The 17,179-nt window shown below is 54.4% G+C and carries 17 protein-coding genes; 14 read left to right on the forward strand and 3 right to left on the reverse strand.

Annotation, left to right across the window (positions count from 1 at the left end):
• The first annotated feature begins 7 nt into the window (after positions 1 to 7).
• Both yigL and bioP read left to right on the forward strand, forming a co-directional pair.
• Positions 8 to 808: a sugar/pyridoxal phosphate phosphatase YigL gene (yigL, locus tag F384_RS20740; protein WP_046493020.1), complete on the forward strand. Its 801-nt coding sequence runs from the start codon at positions 8 to 10 to the stop codon at positions 806 to 808.
• 80 nt (positions 809 to 888) lie between these two features.
• A complete protein-coding gene (bioP, locus tag F384_RS20745) occupies positions 889 to 1,788 on the forward strand; it encodes a biotin transporter (protein ID WP_046493022.1) in 900 nt (299 codons plus the stop codon).
• On the opposite strand, the gene metR is transcribed toward bioP, so the two are convergent.
• The gene (metR, locus tag F384_RS20750) at positions 1,676 to 2,629 is read right to left on the reverse strand and encodes an HTH-type transcriptional regulator MetR (protein ID WP_046493023.1); all 954 of its coding nucleotides are present in this window, start codon (positions 2,627 to 2,629) and stop codon (positions 1,676 to 1,678) included. The genes bioP and metR overlap by 113 nt on opposite strands.
• 249 nt (positions 2,630 to 2,878) lie before the next feature.
• Between metR and metE the strand changes: the two genes are divergently transcribed.
• Positions 2,879 to 5,140 carry a 5-methyltetrahydropteroyltriglutamate--homocysteine S-methyltransferase gene (gene metE / locus F384_RS20755; protein ID WP_046493025.1) on the forward strand — a complete coding sequence of 754 codons (2,262 nt, stop codon included), beginning with the start codon at positions 2,879 to 2,881 and terminating at the stop codon, positions 5,138 to 5,140.
• Positions 5,141 to 5,178: 38 nt separating this feature from the next.
• Here the strand turns inward: metE and F384_RS20760 are convergent, their stop codons facing one another.
• Positions 5,179 to 5,988: a dienelactone hydrolase family protein gene (locus F384_RS20760; protein WP_046493029.1), complete on the reverse strand. Its 810-nt coding sequence runs from the start codon at positions 5,986 to 5,988 to the stop codon at positions 5,179 to 5,181.
• A 260-nt stretch (positions 5,989 to 6,248) separates the two neighbouring features.
• Here F384_RS20760 and udp point away from each other — a divergent pair, with 260 nt between their 5' ends.
• The 9 genes from udp (at position 6,249) to tatD (ending at position 14,195) form a co-directional block, all read left to right on the forward strand.
• A complete protein-coding gene (gene udp, locus F384_RS20765; RefSeq protein ID WP_042998824.1) occupies positions 6,249 to 7,010 on the forward strand; it encodes a uridine phosphorylase in 762 nt (253 codons plus the stop codon).
• 151 nt (positions 7,011 to 7,161) lie between these two features.
• Positions 7,162 to 8,589, forward strand: a complete 1,428-nt coding sequence (gene rmuC / locus F384_RS20770; protein WP_046493032.1) for a DNA recombination protein RmuC — start codon at positions 7,162 to 7,164, stop codon at positions 8,587 to 8,589.
• Positions 8,590 to 8,683: 94 nt separating this feature from the next.
• Positions 8,684 to 9,439 (forward strand): bifunctional demethylmenaquinone methyltransferase/2-methoxy-6-polyprenyl-1,4-benzoquinol methylase UbiE, encoded by a 756-nt coding sequence (gene ubiE, locus F384_RS20775; RefSeq protein ID WP_046493037.1) that lies wholly within the window; start codon positions 8,684 to 8,686, stop codon positions 9,437 to 9,439.
• Between the two features lie 13 nt (positions 9,440 to 9,452).
• Entirely contained in the window at positions 9,453 to 10,058 is a 606-nt protein-coding gene (gene ubiJ / locus F384_RS20780; protein WP_046493038.1) for a ubiquinone biosynthesis protein UbiJ, read from the forward strand.
• Complete coding sequence (ubiB, locus tag F384_RS20785) at positions 10,055 to 11,695, forward strand: ubiquinone biosynthesis regulatory protein kinase UbiB (RefSeq protein ID WP_046493041.1); 1,641 nt, start codon at positions 10,055 to 10,057, stop codon at positions 11,693 to 11,695. Before ubiJ ends, ubiB begins: the two co-directional genes overlap by 4 nt.
• 78 nt (positions 11,696 to 11,773) lie before the next feature.
• On the forward strand, positions 11,774 to 12,043 hold the full coding sequence (gene tatA / locus F384_RS20790) for a Sec-independent protein translocase subunit TatA (protein ID WP_046493045.1): 270 nt from the start codon (positions 11,774 to 11,776) through the stop codon (positions 12,041 to 12,043).
• Positions 12,044 to 12,046: 3 nt separating this feature from the next.
• Entirely contained in the window at positions 12,047 to 12,577 is a 531-nt protein-coding gene (gene tatB, locus F384_RS20795) for a Sec-independent protein translocase protein TatB (RefSeq protein WP_046493047.1), read from the forward strand.
• A 2-nt stretch (positions 12,578 to 12,579) separates the two neighbouring features.
• Positions 12,580 to 13,371, forward strand: coding sequence for a Sec-independent protein translocase subunit TatC (tatC, locus tag F384_RS20800; protein WP_046493048.1), 792 nt, complete (start codon positions 12,580 to 12,582; stop codon positions 13,369 to 13,371).
• 41 nt (positions 13,372 to 13,412) lie between these two features.
• The gene (gene tatD / locus F384_RS20805; RefSeq protein WP_046493050.1) at positions 13,413 to 14,195 is read left to right on the forward strand and encodes a 3'-5' ssDNA/RNA exonuclease TatD; all 783 of its coding nucleotides are present in this window, start codon (positions 13,413 to 13,415) and stop codon (positions 14,193 to 14,195) included.
• A gap of 7 nt (positions 14,196 to 14,202) precedes the next feature.
• Here the strand turns inward: tatD and rfaH are convergent, their stop codons facing one another.
• Positions 14,203 to 14,691 (reverse strand): transcription/translation regulatory transformer protein RfaH, encoded by a 489-nt coding sequence (rfaH, locus tag F384_RS20810; RefSeq protein ID WP_046493052.1) that lies wholly within the window; start codon positions 14,689 to 14,691, stop codon positions 14,203 to 14,205.
• Between the two features lie 168 nt (positions 14,692 to 14,859).
• On the opposite strand from rfaH, the gene ubiD reads away from it, so the two are divergent.
• Both ubiD and fre read left to right on the forward strand, forming a co-directional pair.
• Entirely contained in the window at positions 14,860 to 16,353 is a 1,494-nt protein-coding gene (gene ubiD, locus F384_RS20815) for a 4-hydroxy-3-polyprenylbenzoate decarboxylase (RefSeq protein WP_046493055.1), read from the forward strand.
• Positions 16,354 to 16,391: 38 nt separating this feature from the next.
• Positions 16,392 to 17,093 carry an NAD(P)H-flavin reductase gene (gene fre / locus F384_RS20820; protein WP_046493057.1) on the forward strand — a complete coding sequence of 234 codons (702 nt, stop codon included), beginning with the start codon at positions 16,392 to 16,394 and terminating at the stop codon, positions 17,091 to 17,093.
• The last annotated feature ends 86 nt before the right edge of the window (positions 17,094 to 17,179 follow it).

The raw sequence follows: 17,179 nt of genomic DNA on the forward strand, positions 1-17,179 counted from the left end.
TTTTTATATGTATCAGGTTGTTGCGTCTGATTTAGATGGCACACTGCTTTCTCCCGACCATACCCTATCTCCCTACGCGAAAGAAACGCTGAAGTTGCTGACCGCGCGCGGCGTTAATTTTGTCTTCGCGACCGGTCGTCACCATGTCGACGTGGGACAGATCCGCGATAACCTGGGGATTAAGTCCTGGATGATCACCTCCAACGGTGCTCGCGTGCATGACATGGACGGAAATCTGGTGTTTACCCATAACCTGGATCGCGATATTGCCAGCGATCTGTTTGGCGTGGTGAACGCTAATCCGGATATCATTACCAACGTCTATCGTGATGATGAATGGTTTATGAACCGCCATCGTCCGGATGAGATGCGCTTTTTCAAAGAGGCGGTATTCCATTACACGCTGTTTGAACCCGGTTTACTGGAGCCGGAAGGCGTCAGCAAAGTGTTCTTCACCAGTCACTCCCATGACATTCTGCTACCGCTGGAACAGGCTATTAACGCGCGCTGGGGCGATCGCGTAAACGTGAGTTTCTCTACGCTCACCTGCCTGGAAGTGATGGCGGGCGGCGTGTCGAAAGGTCATGCGCTGGAAGCGGTTGCCAAAGCGATGGGTTACAGCCTGAAAGACTGCATCGCCTTTGGTGACGGCATGAACGACGCTGAAATGCTGTCGATGGCGGGTAAAGGCTGCATTATGGGCAATGCGCATCAGCGCCTGAAGGATTTGCATCCAGAACTGGAAGTGATTGGCATCAACGTCGATGACGCGGTGCCGCACTACCTGCGCGATCTTTTCTTGCGCTAAAACGAACGCTCACTAATTAACCAGTTGTCAACTTAACTCTCCGCTACAATGGATACTCCTTATTCTCAGAGATATCCATTGTGGCGTTACTGATCATTACCACGATCCTGTGGGCCTTCTCCTTCAGTTTGTTTGGAGAGTACCTTGCCGGACACGTCGATAGCTACTTTGCGGTGCTGGTTCGGGTCGGTCTGGCGGCGTTGGTATTCCTGCCTTTCCTGCGTACGCGTGGGCACAGCCTGAAAACTATCGGCTTGTATATGCTGGTGGGTGCCATGCAGCTTGGCATCATGTATATGCTGAGTTTCCACGCCTATCTCTACCTGACCGTTTCTGAACTGCTGCTGTTTACCGTGTTGACGCCGCTCTATATCACGCTGATTTACGATCTGATGAGCAAGCGCCGCTTGCGCTGGGGCTATGCTTTCAGCGCGCTGCTGGCGGTGATTGGCGCAGGGATTATTCGCTATGACCAGGTGACCGATCACTTCTGGACGGGCCTGCTGCTGGTTCAACTTTCCAACATTAGCTTTGCCATCGGGATGGTGGGCTATAAGCGCCTGATGGAGACGCGCCCGATGCCGCAGCATAACGCATTTGCGTGGTTTTACCTCGGCGCGTTTCTGGTGGCCGTGGTTGCCTGGTTCATGCTGGGCAATGCGCAGAAAATGCCGGAGACGACACTCCAGTGGGGTATTCTGGTGTTCCTTGGCGTGGCGGCTTCAGGGATCGGCTACTTTATGTGGAACTACGGCGCCACACAGGTCGATGCGGGCACGCTGGGCATTATGAACAACATGCATGTGCCTGCAGGACTGCTGGTTAACCTGGCGATTTGGCACCAACAGCCTCACTGGCCGAGCTTTATTACGGGTGCGGCTGTGATACTGGCGTCACTGTGGGTCCATCGAAAATGGGTCGCTCCGCGCTCCGTACAAACGGCAGATGATCGCAGGCGTGATTGCGCGCCGATCGAATAAACGCCTCAGTCACCGGCTGGCGCTGCTCGCCGTCGCGCACGGCGGCGTACAGGCGGCTCCACAAGCCATTCCCCAGGGTTCTGGTCACCACCAGACCCTGGCGTTCAAAACTCTCCACGACCCAGTGCGGCAGAGCGGCAATGCCCATGTTTGCTGCCACCATCTGAATCAACAGCAGGGTGTTATCCACGCTTTTCAGTGACGGACTGACCCCTGCGGGCTGAAGAAAATGACGCCAGACGTCCAGTCGACTGCGCTGTACCGGATAGATCAGCAGCGTTTCGCTGGCTAAATCTTCCGGCGTTACCTGAGTCTTGCTGGTCAGCGGATGATCGGGTGCCAGCACCAGGCGGACTTCGAAATCAAACATCGGCGAATAGTGCAGTCCGCTGCGCGGCAGAATGTCAGAGGTCATCACCAGATCCAGTTCGTCCTGCTGGAGTGCAGGCTGGGGGTCAAACGTCACGCCGGATTTAAAATCCATCTCCACCTGCGGCCATTTGGCGCGGAAGTTTTCCAGCGCCGGGGTCAGCCACTGAATACAGCTATGACACTCAATCGCGATGCGCAGACGGGTCTGCTGCGGTTCGTTGCAGGCCTGCAACGCACGGTTAATTTGCGGCAGGACCTGACCGGCCAGTTGCAGCAGGATCTCACCCTGAGGGGTGAAACGCAGCGGCTGGCTTTTACGAATAAATAACCGAAAGCCAAGGCGCTGCTCCAGATCGCTGAACTGGTGAGACAGGGCGGATTGGGTCTGATGCAGCGTCGCCGCGGCGGCTGCCAGCGACCCGGTATTCCGCAACGCCTGGAGCGTTTTCAGGTGTTTAATCTCGATCATGAAAGTCCTTCACTTCGGCATGAACAAATTGCGCTTGAGGAATATACAGTACTTGCGAATTATAGAAGTGTAAACATCTGGACGTCCAAAACTCGTCATATTTCGACTTGCAGGTGCGTTGGCTTCCTCGCTTACCCCAGTCACTTACTTCAGTAAGCTCCTGGGGATGCGCTGTGTCGCCGCCTTCCTGCCAGCCGAACTATTTAGAGTTTTACCTTCAGATTCAATAAAATAATTAGAGGAAGTAAAATGACAATATTGAATCACACCCTCGGTTTCCCTCGCGTTGGCCTGCGTCGCGAGCTGAAAAAAGCGCAAGAAAGCTACTGGGCGGGCAATGCGACCCGTGAAGAGCTACTGGCGGTGGGCCGCGAGTTGCGGGCGCGCCACTGGGATCAACAAAAGCAAGCGGGTATCGATCTTCTGCCGGTAGGTGACTTCGCCTGGTATGACCATGTTCTGACCACCAGCCTGCTGCTCGGCAACGTGCCGGCTCGTCATCAGAACAAAGACGGTTGTGTCGATATCGACACGCTGTTCCGCATTGGTCGTGGTCGTGCGCCGACCGGTGAACCAGCGGCCGCGGCGGAAATGACCAAGTGGTTTAACACCAACTATCACTACATGGTGCCGGAGTTCGTTAAAGGCCAGCAGTTCAAACTGACCTGGACACAACTGCTGGATGAAGTGGACGAGGCGCTGGCGCTGGGTCACAAGGTGAAACCCGTACTGCTGGGGCCGGTGACGTACCTGTGGCTGGGGAAAGTGAAGGGCGAATCGTTCGACCGCCTGAGCCTGTTGAATGATATTCTGCCGGTGTACAAACAGGTGCTGGCTGAGCTGGCAAAACGCGGTATTGAGTGGGTACAGATTGATGAACCCGCGCTGGTGCTGGAGCTGCCGAAGGCGTGGCTGAATGCCTTCAAACCGGCCTATGATGCGCTTTCCGGGCAGGTGAAACTGCTGTTGACCACTTACTTTGAAGGCGTGACGCCGAACCTCGACACCATTACCGCGCTGCCGGTACAGGGACTGCACGTTGACCTGGTCCACGGGAAGGATGACGTGGCGGCGCTTCATAAACGCCTGCCGTCTGACTGGCTGCTGTCTGCCGGTCTGGTCAATGGGCGTAACGTCTGGCGTGCCGATCTGACAGAAAAATATGCCCAGATTAGCGATATCGTAGGCCTTCGCGCGCTGTGGGTGGCGTCGTCCTGCTCGCTGCTGCACAGCCCGATCGACCTGAGCGTCGAAACGCGTCTGGATGCGGAAGTGAAGAGCTGGTTTGCCTTCGCCCTGCAAAAATGTGGCGAACTGACGCTGCTGCGCGATGCGCTGAACAGCGGCGATACTACCGCCATCGCCGAATGGAGCGCACCGATTCAGGCGCGTCGCCACTCAACCCGTGTGCACAACGCGGCAGTGGAAAAACGTCTGGCGGCTATCACCGCCCAGGACAGCCAGCGAGCGAACCCGTACGATGTGCGTGCAGAGGCCCAGCGTGCGCGCTTCAACCTGCCGGCCTGGCCAACAACGACCATTGGCTCCTTCCCGCAAACGACGGAAATTCGCGGCCTGCGTCTGGACTTCAAAAAAGGCAATCTCGATGCCAACCACTACCGTACTGGTATTGCGGAGCATATCAAGCAGGCGATTGTTGAGCAGGAGCGGCTGGGGCTGGACGTGCTGGTTCACGGCGAAGCCGAGCGTAATGACATGGTGGAATACTTTGGTGAGCATCTGGACGGTTTCGTCTTCACCCAGAACGGTTGGGTGCAGAGCTACGGTTCGCGCTGTGTGAAACCGCCGGTGGTGATCGGTGACGTCAGCCGTCCGCAAGCGATTACCGTCGAGTGGGCGAAATACGCCCAGTCTCTGACCGATAAACCAGTGAAAGGGATGTTGACCGGCCCGGTGACCATTCTCTGCTGGTCGTTCCCGCGTGAAGATGTCACCCGCGAAACCATCGCCAAACAGATTGCGCTGGCGCTACGTGACGAGGTGGCGGATCTGGAAGCCGCAGGCATTGGCATCATCCAGATTGATGAACCGGCACTGCGTGAAGGGCTTCCGCTGCGCCGTAGCGACTGGGCGGCCTATCTGGCGTGGGGCGTGGAGGCATTTCGCATCAACGCAGCGGTGGCGAAGGATGATACCCAAATCCACACCCACATGTGTTACTGCGAGTTTAACGACATCATGGATTCTATCGCCGCGCTGGACGCGGATGTGATCACCATTGAGACCTCACGTTCCGACATGGAGTTGCTGGAGTCGTTCGAAGAGTTCGACTATCCAAACGAAATTGGACCGGGCGTGTATGACATTCACTCGCCGAACGTCCCGAGCGTAGAGTGGATTGAGGCGCTGTTGCAAAAAGCAGCACAGCGTATCCCGGCTGAACGCCTGTGGGTGAACCCGGACTGCGGCCTGAAAACCCGCGGCTGGCCGGAAACCCGCGCCGCGCTGGCGAACATGGTCCAGGCAGCGCAGAATCTGCGTCAGGCGTGATCCTGAAAAATCTGGCCCGGGTGTTTCCGGGCCAGAACTTATTTCTTACTGCCGTACTGCGCAAACCATGCCAGCATTCTTTGCCAGCCGTCTTTGGCAGATTCTTCGTGATAGCTCGAGCGATAGTCGGCATTGAAGGCATGACCGGCATCGGGATAGACGATAATCTCCGTGTTGGCGTTAGCGGCGCGTAGCGCCTGGCGCATGGTCTCCACGCTTTCCTGAGAAATACTGTTATCCTGACCGCCGTACAAACCCAGCACCGGGGCGTTCAGATCGGTCGCCACATCGACAGGATGCTTCGGCGAATTCAACGACTTATCACCCACTAGTTTTCCATACCAGGCCACAGCGGCTTTCAGCTGCGGGTTATGCGCCGCATACAGCCAGGCAATACGTCCGCCCCAACAAAAACCGGTGATCATCAGGCGATGAACATCCCCACCGTTACGGGACGCCCAACTGGCGACGTGATCCAGATCGGCCAGGACCTGAGAATCCGGCACTTTCGCCACCAGACCGCTGAGCAGGGTGGGAATATCGGCGAAATCATTCGGATCGCCCTCGCGGAAATAGAGTTCTGGCGCGATAGCCAGATACCCGTCCAGCGCCAGACGACGGCAGACGTCGCGGATATGTTCATGCACGCCAAAGATTTCCTGCACTACAATGACCACAGGCAGGGGGCCATCGCTCTTTTTCGGGCGCGCGTGATACGCCGGCATATCATCACCCTGGGAAGGGATCGACGTAATGCCCGCGACAATGGCGTCGTCCGGGGTATGAACTGAGGTAGAGGCAATCGGGGATGCTGCAGGTGCAAAACCGGTTTGTGGTGTTGATGTCATGGTATTCTCCGTACCCTTAGAAAAATAGCGCACTATTAACTATAGACAGCCTTTAACCATTCACACTGCCTCAAACGGCTCGCTTTTTGTGCGAAGAAAGCGTAAATCGGGCCGTTAATGTGACTTGAATCACTTTTCATTGGTAAGCCTATGCAACTGATTTACATCATGGTGATGATGGTCACGAAAATATCTTAAGTCCTTCGGTAAAGTGTCTTTTTGCTTCTTCTGACAAAAACCGAATCACAGAGGAGTTTTATATGTCCAGGTCTGACGTTTTTCATCTCGGCCTCACCAAGAACGATTTACAAGGGGCTACGCTGGCTATCGTCCCTGGCGATCCGGAACGTGTGGAAAAGATCGCCGCGCTGATGGAGAAGCCGGTTAAGCTGGCATCTCACCGTGAATTCACCACCTGGCGTGCAGAACTGGACGGTAAAGCCGTCATCGTCTGCTCGACCGGTATTGGCGGCCCGTCTACTTCTATTGCGGTGGAAGAACTGGCTCAGTTGGGCATTCGTACTTTCCTGCGTATTGGCACCACTGGTGCCATTCAGCCGCACATCAATGTCGGCGATGTTCTGGTCACCACGGCGTCCGTTCGTCTGGATGGCGCGAGCCTGCACTTTGCGCCGATGGAGTACCCGGCAGTCGCTGACTTTGAGTGCACCACCGCGTTGGTTGAAGCGGCAAAATCTATCGGTGCCACCACTCACGTGGGCGTCACCGCTTCTTCTGACACCTTCTACCCAGGCCAGGAACGCTATGACACCTTCTCCGGTCGCGTGGTGCGTCGTTTCAAAGGCTCGATGGAAGAGTGGCAGTCAATGGGCGTGATGAACTATGAAATGGAGTCCGCCACGCTGCTGACCATGTGCGCAAGCCAGGGTCTGCGTGCCGGGATGGTTGCGGGCGTGATCGTCAACCGTACTCAGCAGGAGATCCCAAATGCTGAGACGATGAAACAGACCGAAAGCCATGCGGTGAAAATCGTGGTGGAAGCGGCGCGTCGTCTGATCTAATTCTCTTCCCTTCCGTAAAAGGCCGACGCGTTCGGCCTTTTGCTTTTACGCGATTATTTGCGTAGCGCCTCGCAGGAAAGTGCTTTAAAACTGGACGTTTATACAGCACAATTCTATTTTGTGCGGGTGATGTATGGCGTCGGGAGGCACTTTGGATATCTCAATCATCATTTATGCGGTTATTGCGCTGGTGGGCATTGCGCTTGGCTGGCTGCTGGCCAGCTATCAGCATGCGCAACAGAAAGCCGAGCAATTCGCTGAACGTGAAGAGATGGTTGCGGCATTAAGCGCAGCAAAACAACAGGTTGCCCAAAGCGAACACTGGCGCGATGAGTGTGAGTTGCTCAATAACGAATTACGTAGCCTGCGCAGTATTAACACCTCGCTGGAAGCGGATCTGCGTGAAGTGACTACGCGGATGGAAGCAACGCAGCAACATGCGGAAGATAAAATCCGCCAGATGATCAACAGCGAGCAGCGTCTGAGCGAACAGTTTGAAAACCTGGCAAACCGAATCTTTGAACAGAGCAATCGCCGGGTTGATGAGCAAAACCGGCAGAGCCTGAATGGTTTGCTGACGCCGCTACGTGAGCAACTGGACGGCTTCCGTCGCCAGGTCCAGGAGAGCTTTGGTCAGGAAGCGCGCGAGCGTCACACCCTGGCGCATGAAATTCGCAACCTCCAACAGCTTAATGCGCAAATGACCCAGGAAGCGGTCAACCTGACCCGTGCGCTAAAAGGCGATAACAAAACGCAGGGGAACTGGGGCGAGGTGGTGCTCACCCGCGTGCTGGAGGCGTCCGGACTGCGCGAAGGGTACGAGTACGAAACGCAGGTCAGCATCGAAAATGACGTCCGCTCCCGCATGCAGCCCGACGTGATCGTGCGTTTGCCGCAGGGCAAAGATGTGGTGATCGACGCCAAAATGACGCTGGTGGCCTATGAGCGCTATTTTAATGCGCAAGATGATGACACCCGTGAAAGCGCGCTCCAGGAGCACATTGCCTCGGTGCGTAACCATATTCGTCTGCTGGGACGTAAGGATTACCAGCAGCTTCCGGGGCTGCGCACGCTGGATTACGTGCTGATGTTTATCCCGGTGGAGCCCGCTTTTCTGTTGGCGCTCGACCGACAACCCGAACTGATTACCGAGGCGCTTAAAAATAATATTATGCTGGTCAGCCCAACGACATTACTGGTGGCGTTGCGGACCATTGCGAATCTGTGGCGCTACGAACATCAAAGTCGTAATGCGCAACAGATTGCGGACCGTGCGAGCAAGCTCTATGACAAAATGCGCCTCTTTGTCGATGATATGTCCTCCATCGGGCAGAGTCTGGATAAAGCGCAAGATAACTATCGTCAGGCGATGAAAAAACTCTCGTCGGGGCGTGGTAACGTGCTGGCGCAGGCCGAAGCGTTTCGCGGCTTAGGGGTGGAAATTAAGCGCGGGATTAATCCTGAACTGGCGGAACAGGCCACGACGCAGGATGAAGAGTATCGGTTGCGATCGGTACCCGAAGAGCAGGAAAACACGCCTTATTCCGACGATGGCGGGATAAAGCAGCAATCGAATTAGTCCGTTCGGGGCAGCCGGGACGGGCGGAAGGGTAGGGCAATGAGCCCCAATCTGTTACACTTCTCGAACAATTTTTAGATGAGCAGGCACTGAGATGGTGGATAATTCACAAGAAACGACGCACTTTGGTTTTCAGACTGTCGCTAAAGAGCATAAAGCGGACATGGTGGCCCACGTTTTTCATTCTGTGGCATCAAAATATGATGTCATGAATGATTTGATGTCTTTTGGCATTCATCGTTTGTGGAAACGCTTCACCATCGACTGTAGCGGCGTCCGCCGTGGTCAGACAGTGCTGGACTTAGCCGGGGGGACCGGCGATCTGACGGCCAAATTCTCTCGCCTGGTCGGGGAGACCGGCAAGGTGATTCTGGCAGACATCAATGACTCCATGCTTAAAATGGGTCGCGAGAAGCTGCGCAATATCGGCGTGATTGGCAACGTGGAATACGTTCAGGCCAATGCGGAAGCGCTGCCGTTCCCGGACAATACCTTTGACTGCATTACCATTTCTTTCGGTTTGCGTAACGTCACGGACAAAGACAAAGCCCTGCGCTCCATGTACCGAGTTCTTAAACCGGGCGGCCGTCTGCTGGTGCTGGAATTTTCTAAACCGATTATCGAGCCGCTGAGCAAAGCGTACGACGCCTACTCTTTCCATATCCTGCCGCGTATCGGTTCTATGGTCGCCAATGATGCCGACAGCTATCGCTATCTGGCGGAATCCATCCGTATGCATCCCGATCAGGACACATTGAAAGCGATGATGCAGGACGCCGGATTCGAAAGCGTCGACTATTACAACCTGACAGCGGGTGTGGTTGCGCTGCATCGCGGCTATAAGTTCTGACAGGAGAACGGGGATGCCTTTTAAACCCTTAGTGACTGCAGGGATGGAAAGTCTGCTTAATTCATTCCTGTATCGTTCGTCGGCGTTGAAAACGGCGCGAGCGCGTCTGCTGGGAAAAGTGCTGCGTGTGGAGCTAAAAGGCTTTTCGACTTCATTAATTCTGCTGTTTAGCGAGCGTCAGGTTGACGTGCTGGGCGAGTGGGCTGGCGAGGCCGACTGCACGGTAATTACCCATGCCAGCGTATTACCAACATTACGCGACCGCCAGCAGCTGACCGCGTTGATTCGCAGCGGCGAACTGGAAGTGCAGGGTGATATTCAGGTTGTACAGAATTTCGTTGCCCTTGCCGATCTGGCGGAATTCGATCCTGCTGAACTATTGGCACCTTATACCGGCGACATTGCAGCAGAAGGAATCAGCAAAGTCCTGCGTGGCGGAGCCAAATTTCTCCGTCATGGGATCCAACGTCAGCAACGTTATGTTGCTGAAGCCATTACGGAAGAGTGGCGAATGGCACCCGGACCGCTTGAGGTTGCCTGGTTTGCGGAAGAGACGGCAGCCGTGGAGCGTGCTGTCGATGCGCTGACCCGGCGGCTGGAAAAACTGGAGGCTAAATGACGCCAGGTGAAGTACGGCGCCTATATTTCATCATTCGCACTTTCTTAAGTTACGGACTTGATGAGCTCATCCCCAAAATGCGGATCACGCTGCCGCTGCGGTTATGGCGTTATTGCCTGTTCTGGATGCCAAACCGGCATAAAGAAAAACTACTGGGAGAGCGTCTGAGACTGGCTCTGCAGGAGTTAGGACCGGTGTGGATCAAGTTTGGCCAAATGCTCTCAACCCGACGCGATCTCTTTCCCCCGCATATTGCCGATCAGCTGGCGTTGTTACAGGACAAAGTCGCTCCCTTCGATGGAAAGCTGGCGAAAGCGCAAATCGAAGAAGCCATGGGCGGACTGCCTGTTGACGCCTGGTTTGATGAATTTGATATTCAACCGCTGGCGTCGGCGTCAGTTGCCCAGGTCCACACGGCGAAACTGAAATCGAACGGCAAAGAGGTTGTCATCAAAGTCATCCGCCCGGACATTCTGCCGGTTATCAAAGCGGATCTGAGACTAATCTATCGTCTTGCTCGCTGGGTGCCGCGCTTGTTGCCGGATGGCCGCCGTCTGCGCCCGACGGAAGTGGTGCGGGAATATGAAAAGACACTGATTGATGAGCTGAATCTGCTGCGCGAATCGGCCAACGCGATTCAACTGCGGCGAAACTTTGAAGACAGCCCAATGCTCTACATCCCGGAAGTCTATTCTGACTACTGCAGTGAGAATATGATGGTGATGGAACGCATTTACGGCATCCCGGTTTCCGATGTGGTGACGCTGGAGAAAAACGGCACCAACATGAAGTTGCTGGCGGAGCGCGGCGTACAGGTATTTTTCACTCAGGTCTTTCGTGACAGTTTCTTCCACGCGGATATGCACCCCGGTAACATCTTTGTCAGCTATGAACACCCGGAAAACCCGAAATATATTGGCATTGATTGCGGCATTGTCGGCTCCTTAAACAAGGAAGATAAGCGTTACCTGGCGGAGAACTTCATCGCGTTTTTTAATCGTGATTACCGCAAGGTTGCGGAACTGCACGTCGATTCTGGCTGGGTGCCACCGGACACCAACGTTGAAGAGTTTGAATTTGCGATTCGTACAGTGTGCGAGCCGATATTTGAGAAACCGCTGGCAGAAATCTCGTTTGGTCACGTTTTGTTAAACCTTTTCAATACAGCGCGTCGATTTAACATGGAAGTGCAGCCGCAACTGGTATTGTTGCAGAAGACATTACTGTATGTTGAGGGCGTAGGTCGCCAGCTCTATCCGCAGTTGGATCTCTGGAAAACGGCGAAGCCTTTTCTGGAGTCATGGATCAAAGATCAGGTCGGTATTCCAGCGCTGGTCAGGGCATTTAAGGAAAAAGCGCCGTTCTGGGTCGAAAAAATGCCAGAACTGCCTGAACTGGTGTACGACAGTTTGCGCCAGGGCAAATATTTACAGCACAGTGTTGATAAGATTGCGCGCGAGCTTCAGGAGAATCATGTGCGTCAGGGTCAATCCCGTTACTTATTGGGAATTGGCGCAACGTTACTGCTAAGTGGGACATTCTTGCTGATTAATCGCCCTGAATGGGGCTATATGCCCGGTTGGTTAATGGCGGGCGGTCTGGTCGCCTGGATTGTCGGCTGGCGCAAAACTCGCTGATTTTTTCATCGCTCAAGGCAGGCCGGGTAACGTATACTACGGCCTTAATAATTCATCATCTATCACAGAGGAACATGTATGGGTGGTATCAGTATTTGGCAGTTGGTGATCATTGCCGTCATCGTTGTACTGTTGTTTGGCACCAAGAAGCTCGGCTCCATCGGTTCCGATCTTGGCGCATCCATCAAAGGCTTCAAAAAAGCCATGAGTGATGATGAGGCTAAACAGGATAAAGCCAGTCAGGACGCTGACTTTACCGCGAAGTCTATTACTGACAAACCGGCAGACGCTGATAAAGAAACTGCGAAAAAAGAAGACGCGAAAAGCCACGATAAAGAGCAGGTGTAATTCGTGTTTGATATCGGTTTTAGCGAACTGTTACTGGTGTTTATTATCGGCCTCGTTGTTCTGGGGCCGCAGCGATTGCCGGTAGCCGTCAAAACGATAGCTGGCTGGGTACGCGCATTGCGATCCCTTGCGACAACCGTTCAGAATGAACTGACCCAGGAGCTTAAGCTTCAGGAGTTTCAGGACAGCCTGAAAAAGGTTGAGAAAGCGAGCCTGGAAAACCTGACTCCCGAGCTGAAAGCTTCGATGGATGAGCTGCGTCAGGCGGCAGAGTCAATGAAGCGTTCCTATAGCGCAAACGAGCCCGAAAAAGCGAGCGACGAAGCGCATACCATCCATAACCCGGTGGTGAAAGGGAGCGAAGAACAGCATGAAGGCGTCACGCCCGCCACTGCTGAAGTCCAGGCCAGTGCACCGGAACAGGCTCCTGAGATTGCCGGGGAGACACCCCCAATTGTCAACGTGAAGGACGCTGAACCGAAATCCGCTGCCCCTGTTGCTGGCTCCTCCCCTACGTCGAGTGATAAACCGTAAACATGGCTGTAGAAGATACTCAACCGCTTATCACGCACCTGATTGAGCTGCGTAAACGTCTGCTTAACTGCATTATTGCGGTTATCGTGATCTTTCTGGCATTGGTCTATTTTGCCAATGACATCTATCACCTGGTTTCCTCGCCACTCATCAAACAGTTGCCGCAGGGTGCGACCATGATCGCGACGGATGTCGCATCACCGTTTTTCACCCCGATCAAATTGACCTTCATGGTGTCGCTGATCCTGTCAGCGCCGGTGATCCTTTATCAGGTCTGGGCGTTTATCGCGCCAGCGCTGTATAAGCATGAACGCCGCATGGTGGTACCGCTGCTAGTCTCCAGTTCGTTACTGTTCTATATCGGTATGGCGTTTGCCTATTTTGTCGTGTTCCCGCTGGCGTTTGGCTTCCTTGCCAATACCGCGCCGGAAGGTGTGCAGGTCTCGACGGATATTGCCAGCTATCTGAGCTTTGTCATGGCGCTGTTCATGGCATTCGGCGTCTCGTTTGAGGTGCCTGTTGCCATCGTGCTGCTTTGCTGGATGGGGGTGACGACACCGGATGATTTGCGTAAAAAACGGCCTTACGTGCTGGTTGGTGCGTTTGTGGTTGGGATGTTGCTGACGCCGCCGGATGTTTTTTCGCAGACGTTACTGGCGATTCCGATGTACTGCCTGTTTGAGGTCGGCGTTTTCTTCTCACGTTTCTATGTCGGCAAGCGACAGACGCGGGATGAAGATAACGAGGCGGAATCAGAAACCGACGCTGAGAAAGCCGAGAAGACAGAAGAGTAAATTCAACCGCCCGTCAGGGCGGTTGTCATATGGAGCGAAGCATGTTTGACATCGGCGTTAATTTAACCAGTTCGCAGTTCTCGAAAGACCGTGATGACGTTGTAGCACGCGCGACTGCTGCTGGCGTGAAGGGCCTGCTTCTTACCGGAACCAATCTACATGAAAGCCAGCAGGCGCAACGGCTGGCGCAGACCTATCCTCACTGTTGGTCAACGGCTGGTGTTCATCCGCATGACAGCAGCCAGTGGCAGCCTGCAACAGAGGAAGCGATTGTGGCGCTGGCGAACAGGCCGGAGGTCGTGGCGATTGGCGAGTGTGGCCTCGATTTCAATCGCAACTTTTCCACCCCGCAGGAACAAGAGCGGGCGTTTGACGCGCAGTTGCGTATTGCCGCTGAGTTACAGATGCCGGTCTTTATGCATTGTCGTGACGCGCACGCGCGATTCCTGGCACTGCTGGAACCATGGCTGGATAAACTCCCGGGCGCGGTGCTGCACTGTTTTACCGGTACGCGCGAGGAGATGCAGGCGTGTGTCGACAGGGGCATGTACATCGGAATTACGGGCTGGGTATGTGATGAACGTCGTGGGCTTGAGCTGCGCGAATTGCTACCGTTTATTCCGGCCGAACAATTGCTGATCGAAACCGACGCGCCGTATCTGTTGCCGCGCGATCTCTCACCGAAGCCCGCGTCGCGGCGTAACGAACCGGCACATCTGCCACATATTCTTGAGCGTATCGCCCACTGGCGTGGAGACGATCCGCAATGGCTTTCCGCCACAACGGATGCGAATGTCAGGAAGCTGTTTGGAATTACGTTCTGAGTCGTCGTTAAAGCTTACGGAAACCGGTATTTTTCACGCTCTGCTTCACCTCTTTATTCAACAGGTTGAGCAGTAGCATGGAGCGCGCTTCGCCGTCCGGTTCAGTGAAGATCGCCTGCAGGCCTTCAAAAGCTCCCTCCGTGATAACCACGTGGTCGCCGGGGTAAGGCGTTTCAGGGTCGACAATCCCTTCCGGTTTATAGACGGAGAGCTGGTGAATCACTGTGGAAGGGACTATCGCGGGCGATGCGCCAAAGCGGACAAAATGGCTGACGCCGCGCGTGGCATTGATCGTCGTGGTATGAATCACTTCTGGATCAAATTCCACGAACAGGTAGTTAGGGAATAGCGGTTCGCTGACTGCAGTACGTTTCCCTCGCACCATTTTTTCCAGGGTGATCATCGGCGTCAGGCAGCTCACGGCCTGTCTTTCGAGGTGTTCCTGGGCCCGCTGAAGTTGCCCACGCTTGCAGTACAGTAAATACCAGGATTGCATAATAACTCTTATCCGCTTGTCCGGGGCGCAAGCATAGCAAAAGCCAAGTGTGAAGTTAATTATAATCCCGGTGGAACCGGTGGGCTGCCAGAGTTCACGCTAATTTAACAAAAATACAGCATCACAATGATGAACGCCGTATAATGAGGCGCTTACGAAGAGGCCACAATGGACGCCATGAAATATCACGATTTACGCGACTTCCTGACGCTGCTTGAACAACAGGGTGAACTCAAACGCATCACGCTTGAAGTGGATCCACACCTGGAAATCACAGAAATTGCTGACCGCACGCTACGTGCCGGTGGTCCTGCACTGCTGTTTGAAAACCCCAAAGGCTATTCGATGCCGGTGTTGTGCAACTTGTTTGGTACGCCAAAGCGTGTCGCGATGGGCATGGGACAGGATGATGTCTCTTCGCTGCGGGAAGTGGGTAAATTACTGGCATTTTTGAAAGAGCCGGAGCCGCCGAAAGGCTTTCGCGATCTGTTTGATAAGCTGCCGCAGTTCAAGCAGGTGCTGAATATGCCGACGAAGCGACTGCGCGGCGCGCCGTGTCAGCAAAAAATCATCTCTGGCGATGACGTCGACTTAAATCGTATTCCCATCATGACCTGCTGGCCAGAAGACGCCGCGCCGCTCATCACCTGGGGGCTGACCGTGACGCGAGGCCCGCATAAAGAGCGGCAGAATCTGGGCATTTATCGCCAGCAGTTGATTGGCAAAAATAAACTGATCATGCGCTGGCTATCCCATCGCGGCGGCGCGCTTGATTATCAGGAATGGTGTGCGGCGCATCCGGGTGAACGTTTCCCGGTCTCCGTTGCGCTGGGTGCTGACCCTGCCACCATTCTTGGTGCGGTGACGCCAGTACCGGATACCCTCTCAGAGTACGCGTTTGCCGGTCTGCTGCGCGGTACAAAAACCGAAGTGGTCAAATGCCTGTCTAACGATCTTGAAGTGCCCGCCAGTGCGGAGATTGTGCTGGAAGGGTATATCGACCCGAGTGAAATGGCGCCGGAAGGCCCGTATGGCGACCATACGGGGTATTACAATGAAGTGGATAGCTTCCCGGTCTTTACCGTCACGCATATTACCCAGCGTGAGGACGCGATTTACCATTCAACCTACACCGGTCGTCCGCCGGACGAACCCGCCGTGCTCGGCGTCGCGCTAAACGAAGTGTTTGTGCCGATTCTGCAAAAACAGTTCCCGGAAATCGTCGATTTTTATCTTCCACCGGAAGGATGCTCTTATCGCCTGGCCGTTGTGACGATCAAAAAACAGTACGCGGGTCATGCGAAACGCGTCATGATGGGCGTTTGGTCATTTTTACGCCAGTTTATGTACACTAAATTTGTTATCGTTTGTGATGATGACGTCAACGCACGCGACTGGAACGATGTGATTTGGGCGATTACCACCCGTATGGATCCGGCAAGGGACACGGTACTGGTAGAAAACACGCCAATTGATTATCTGGATTTTGCCTCGCCGGTTTCCGGTCTGGGTTCAAAAATGGGGCTGGATGCCACGAACAAATGGCCAGGTGAAACCCAACGTGAGTGGGGACGTCCAATTAAAAAAGATCCTGACGTTACCGCCCGTATCGATGCGATTTGGGATGAACTGGCCATCTTTAATGACGGTAAAGGCGCCTGAGGCGCTCGTTTTGCCCTACAGACCCATAGAGGGAGCGCATGACAACCTTAAGCTGTAAAGTGACCTCGGTAGAAGCTATCACTGATACCGTATACCGTGTTCGTATCGTACCCGACGCGGCATTTTCTTTTCGTGCTGGTCAATATTTGATGGTCGTGATGGATGAGCGGGATAAGCGCCCGTTCTCGATGGCTTCTACGCCGGATGATCAGGGTTTTATTGAGCTCCACATTGGCGCGTCAGAAATTAATCTCTATGCCAAAGCGGTGATGGATCGCATCCTGAAAGACCATGAGATAACGATAGATATTCCGCACGGCGACGCATGGCTGCGTGACGATGAAGAGCGTCCGCTGATCCTGATTGCCGGTGGTACGGGTTTTTCCTACGCCCGTTCCATTCTGCTGACGGCGCTGGCGCATAATCCCAATCGTGAGGTCACGATTTACTGGGGGGGTCGCGAAGAGAAGCACCTCTACGATCTCTCTGAACTTGAAGCGCTCTCTGTCAACCATCCTAACCTGCGCGTTGAAGCGGTGGTGGAACAGCCTGAAGCCAGCTGGCGTGGGCGTACAGGGACAGTTTTAACAGCGGTGATGCAGGATCACGGAACGCTGGCTGAGCATGACATCTACATCGCTGGTCGCTTTGAGATGGCGAAAATCGCGCGTGACCTGTTTTGTAATGAGCGCGGCGCGCGGGAAGACCGCCTGTTTGGCGATGCGTTTGCCTTTATCTAAGAAGAGAACCGCAGAAGAAAAAACCCGCCCCTGACAGGCGGGAAGAACGGCAACTAAACTCTCTCTTCGCCATTGTCACCAATGGC

It is taken from the genome of Citrobacter amalonaticus Y19 (assembly GCF_000981805.1).
Taxonomy (GTDB): domain Bacteria; phylum Pseudomonadota; class Gammaproteobacteria; order Enterobacterales; family Enterobacteriaceae; genus Citrobacter_A; species Citrobacter_A amalonaticus_C.

What these genes read in the sequence shown, in the direction of transcription:
- yigL (WP_046493020.1), top strand. Translation starts at nt 8, where the DNA reads ATGTATCAGGTTGTTGCGTCTGATTTAGATGGCACACTGCTTTCTCCC.
- metR (WP_046493023.1), bottom strand. Translation starts at nt 2,629, where the DNA reads ATGATCGAGATTAAACACCTGAAAACGCTCCAGGCGTTGCGGAATACC.
- metE (WP_046493025.1), top strand. Translation starts at nt 2,879, where the DNA reads ATGACAATATTGAATCACACCCTCGGTTTCCCTCGCGTTGGCCTGCGT.
- F384_RS20760 (WP_046493029.1), bottom strand. Translation starts at nt 5,988, where the DNA reads ATGACATCAACACCACAAACCGGTTTTGCACCTGCAGCATCCCCGATT.
- udp (WP_042998824.1), top strand. Translation starts at nt 6,249, where the DNA reads ATGTCCAGGTCTGACGTTTTTCATCTCGGCCTCACCAAGAACGATTTA.
- ubiE (WP_046493037.1), top strand. Translation starts at nt 8,684, where the DNA reads ATGGTGGATAATTCACAAGAAACGACGCACTTTGGTTTTCAGACTGTC.
- ubiJ (WP_046493038.1), top strand. Translation starts at nt 9,453, where the DNA reads ATGCCTTTTAAACCCTTAGTGACTGCAGGGATGGAAAGTCTGCTTAAT.
- ubiB (WP_046493041.1), top strand. Translation starts at nt 10,055, where the DNA reads ATGACGCCAGGTGAAGTACGGCGCCTATATTTCATCATTCGCACTTTC.
- tatA (WP_046493045.1), top strand. Translation starts at nt 11,774, where the DNA reads ATGGGTGGTATCAGTATTTGGCAGTTGGTGATCATTGCCGTCATCGTT.
- tatC (WP_046493048.1), top strand. Translation starts at nt 12,580, where the DNA reads ATGGCTGTAGAAGATACTCAACCGCTTATCACGCACCTGATTGAGCTG.
- tatD (WP_046493050.1), top strand. Translation starts at nt 13,413, where the DNA reads ATGTTTGACATCGGCGTTAATTTAACCAGTTCGCAGTTCTCGAAAGAC.
- rfaH (WP_046493052.1), bottom strand. Translation starts at nt 14,691, where the DNA reads ATGCAATCCTGGTATTTACTGTACTGCAAGCGTGGGCAACTTCAGCGG.
- ubiD (WP_046493055.1), top strand. Translation starts at nt 14,860, where the DNA reads ATGGACGCCATGAAATATCACGATTTACGCGACTTCCTGACGCTGCTT.
- fre (WP_046493057.1), top strand. Translation starts at nt 16,392, where the DNA reads ATGACAACCTTAAGCTGTAAAGTGACCTCGGTAGAAGCTATCACTGAT.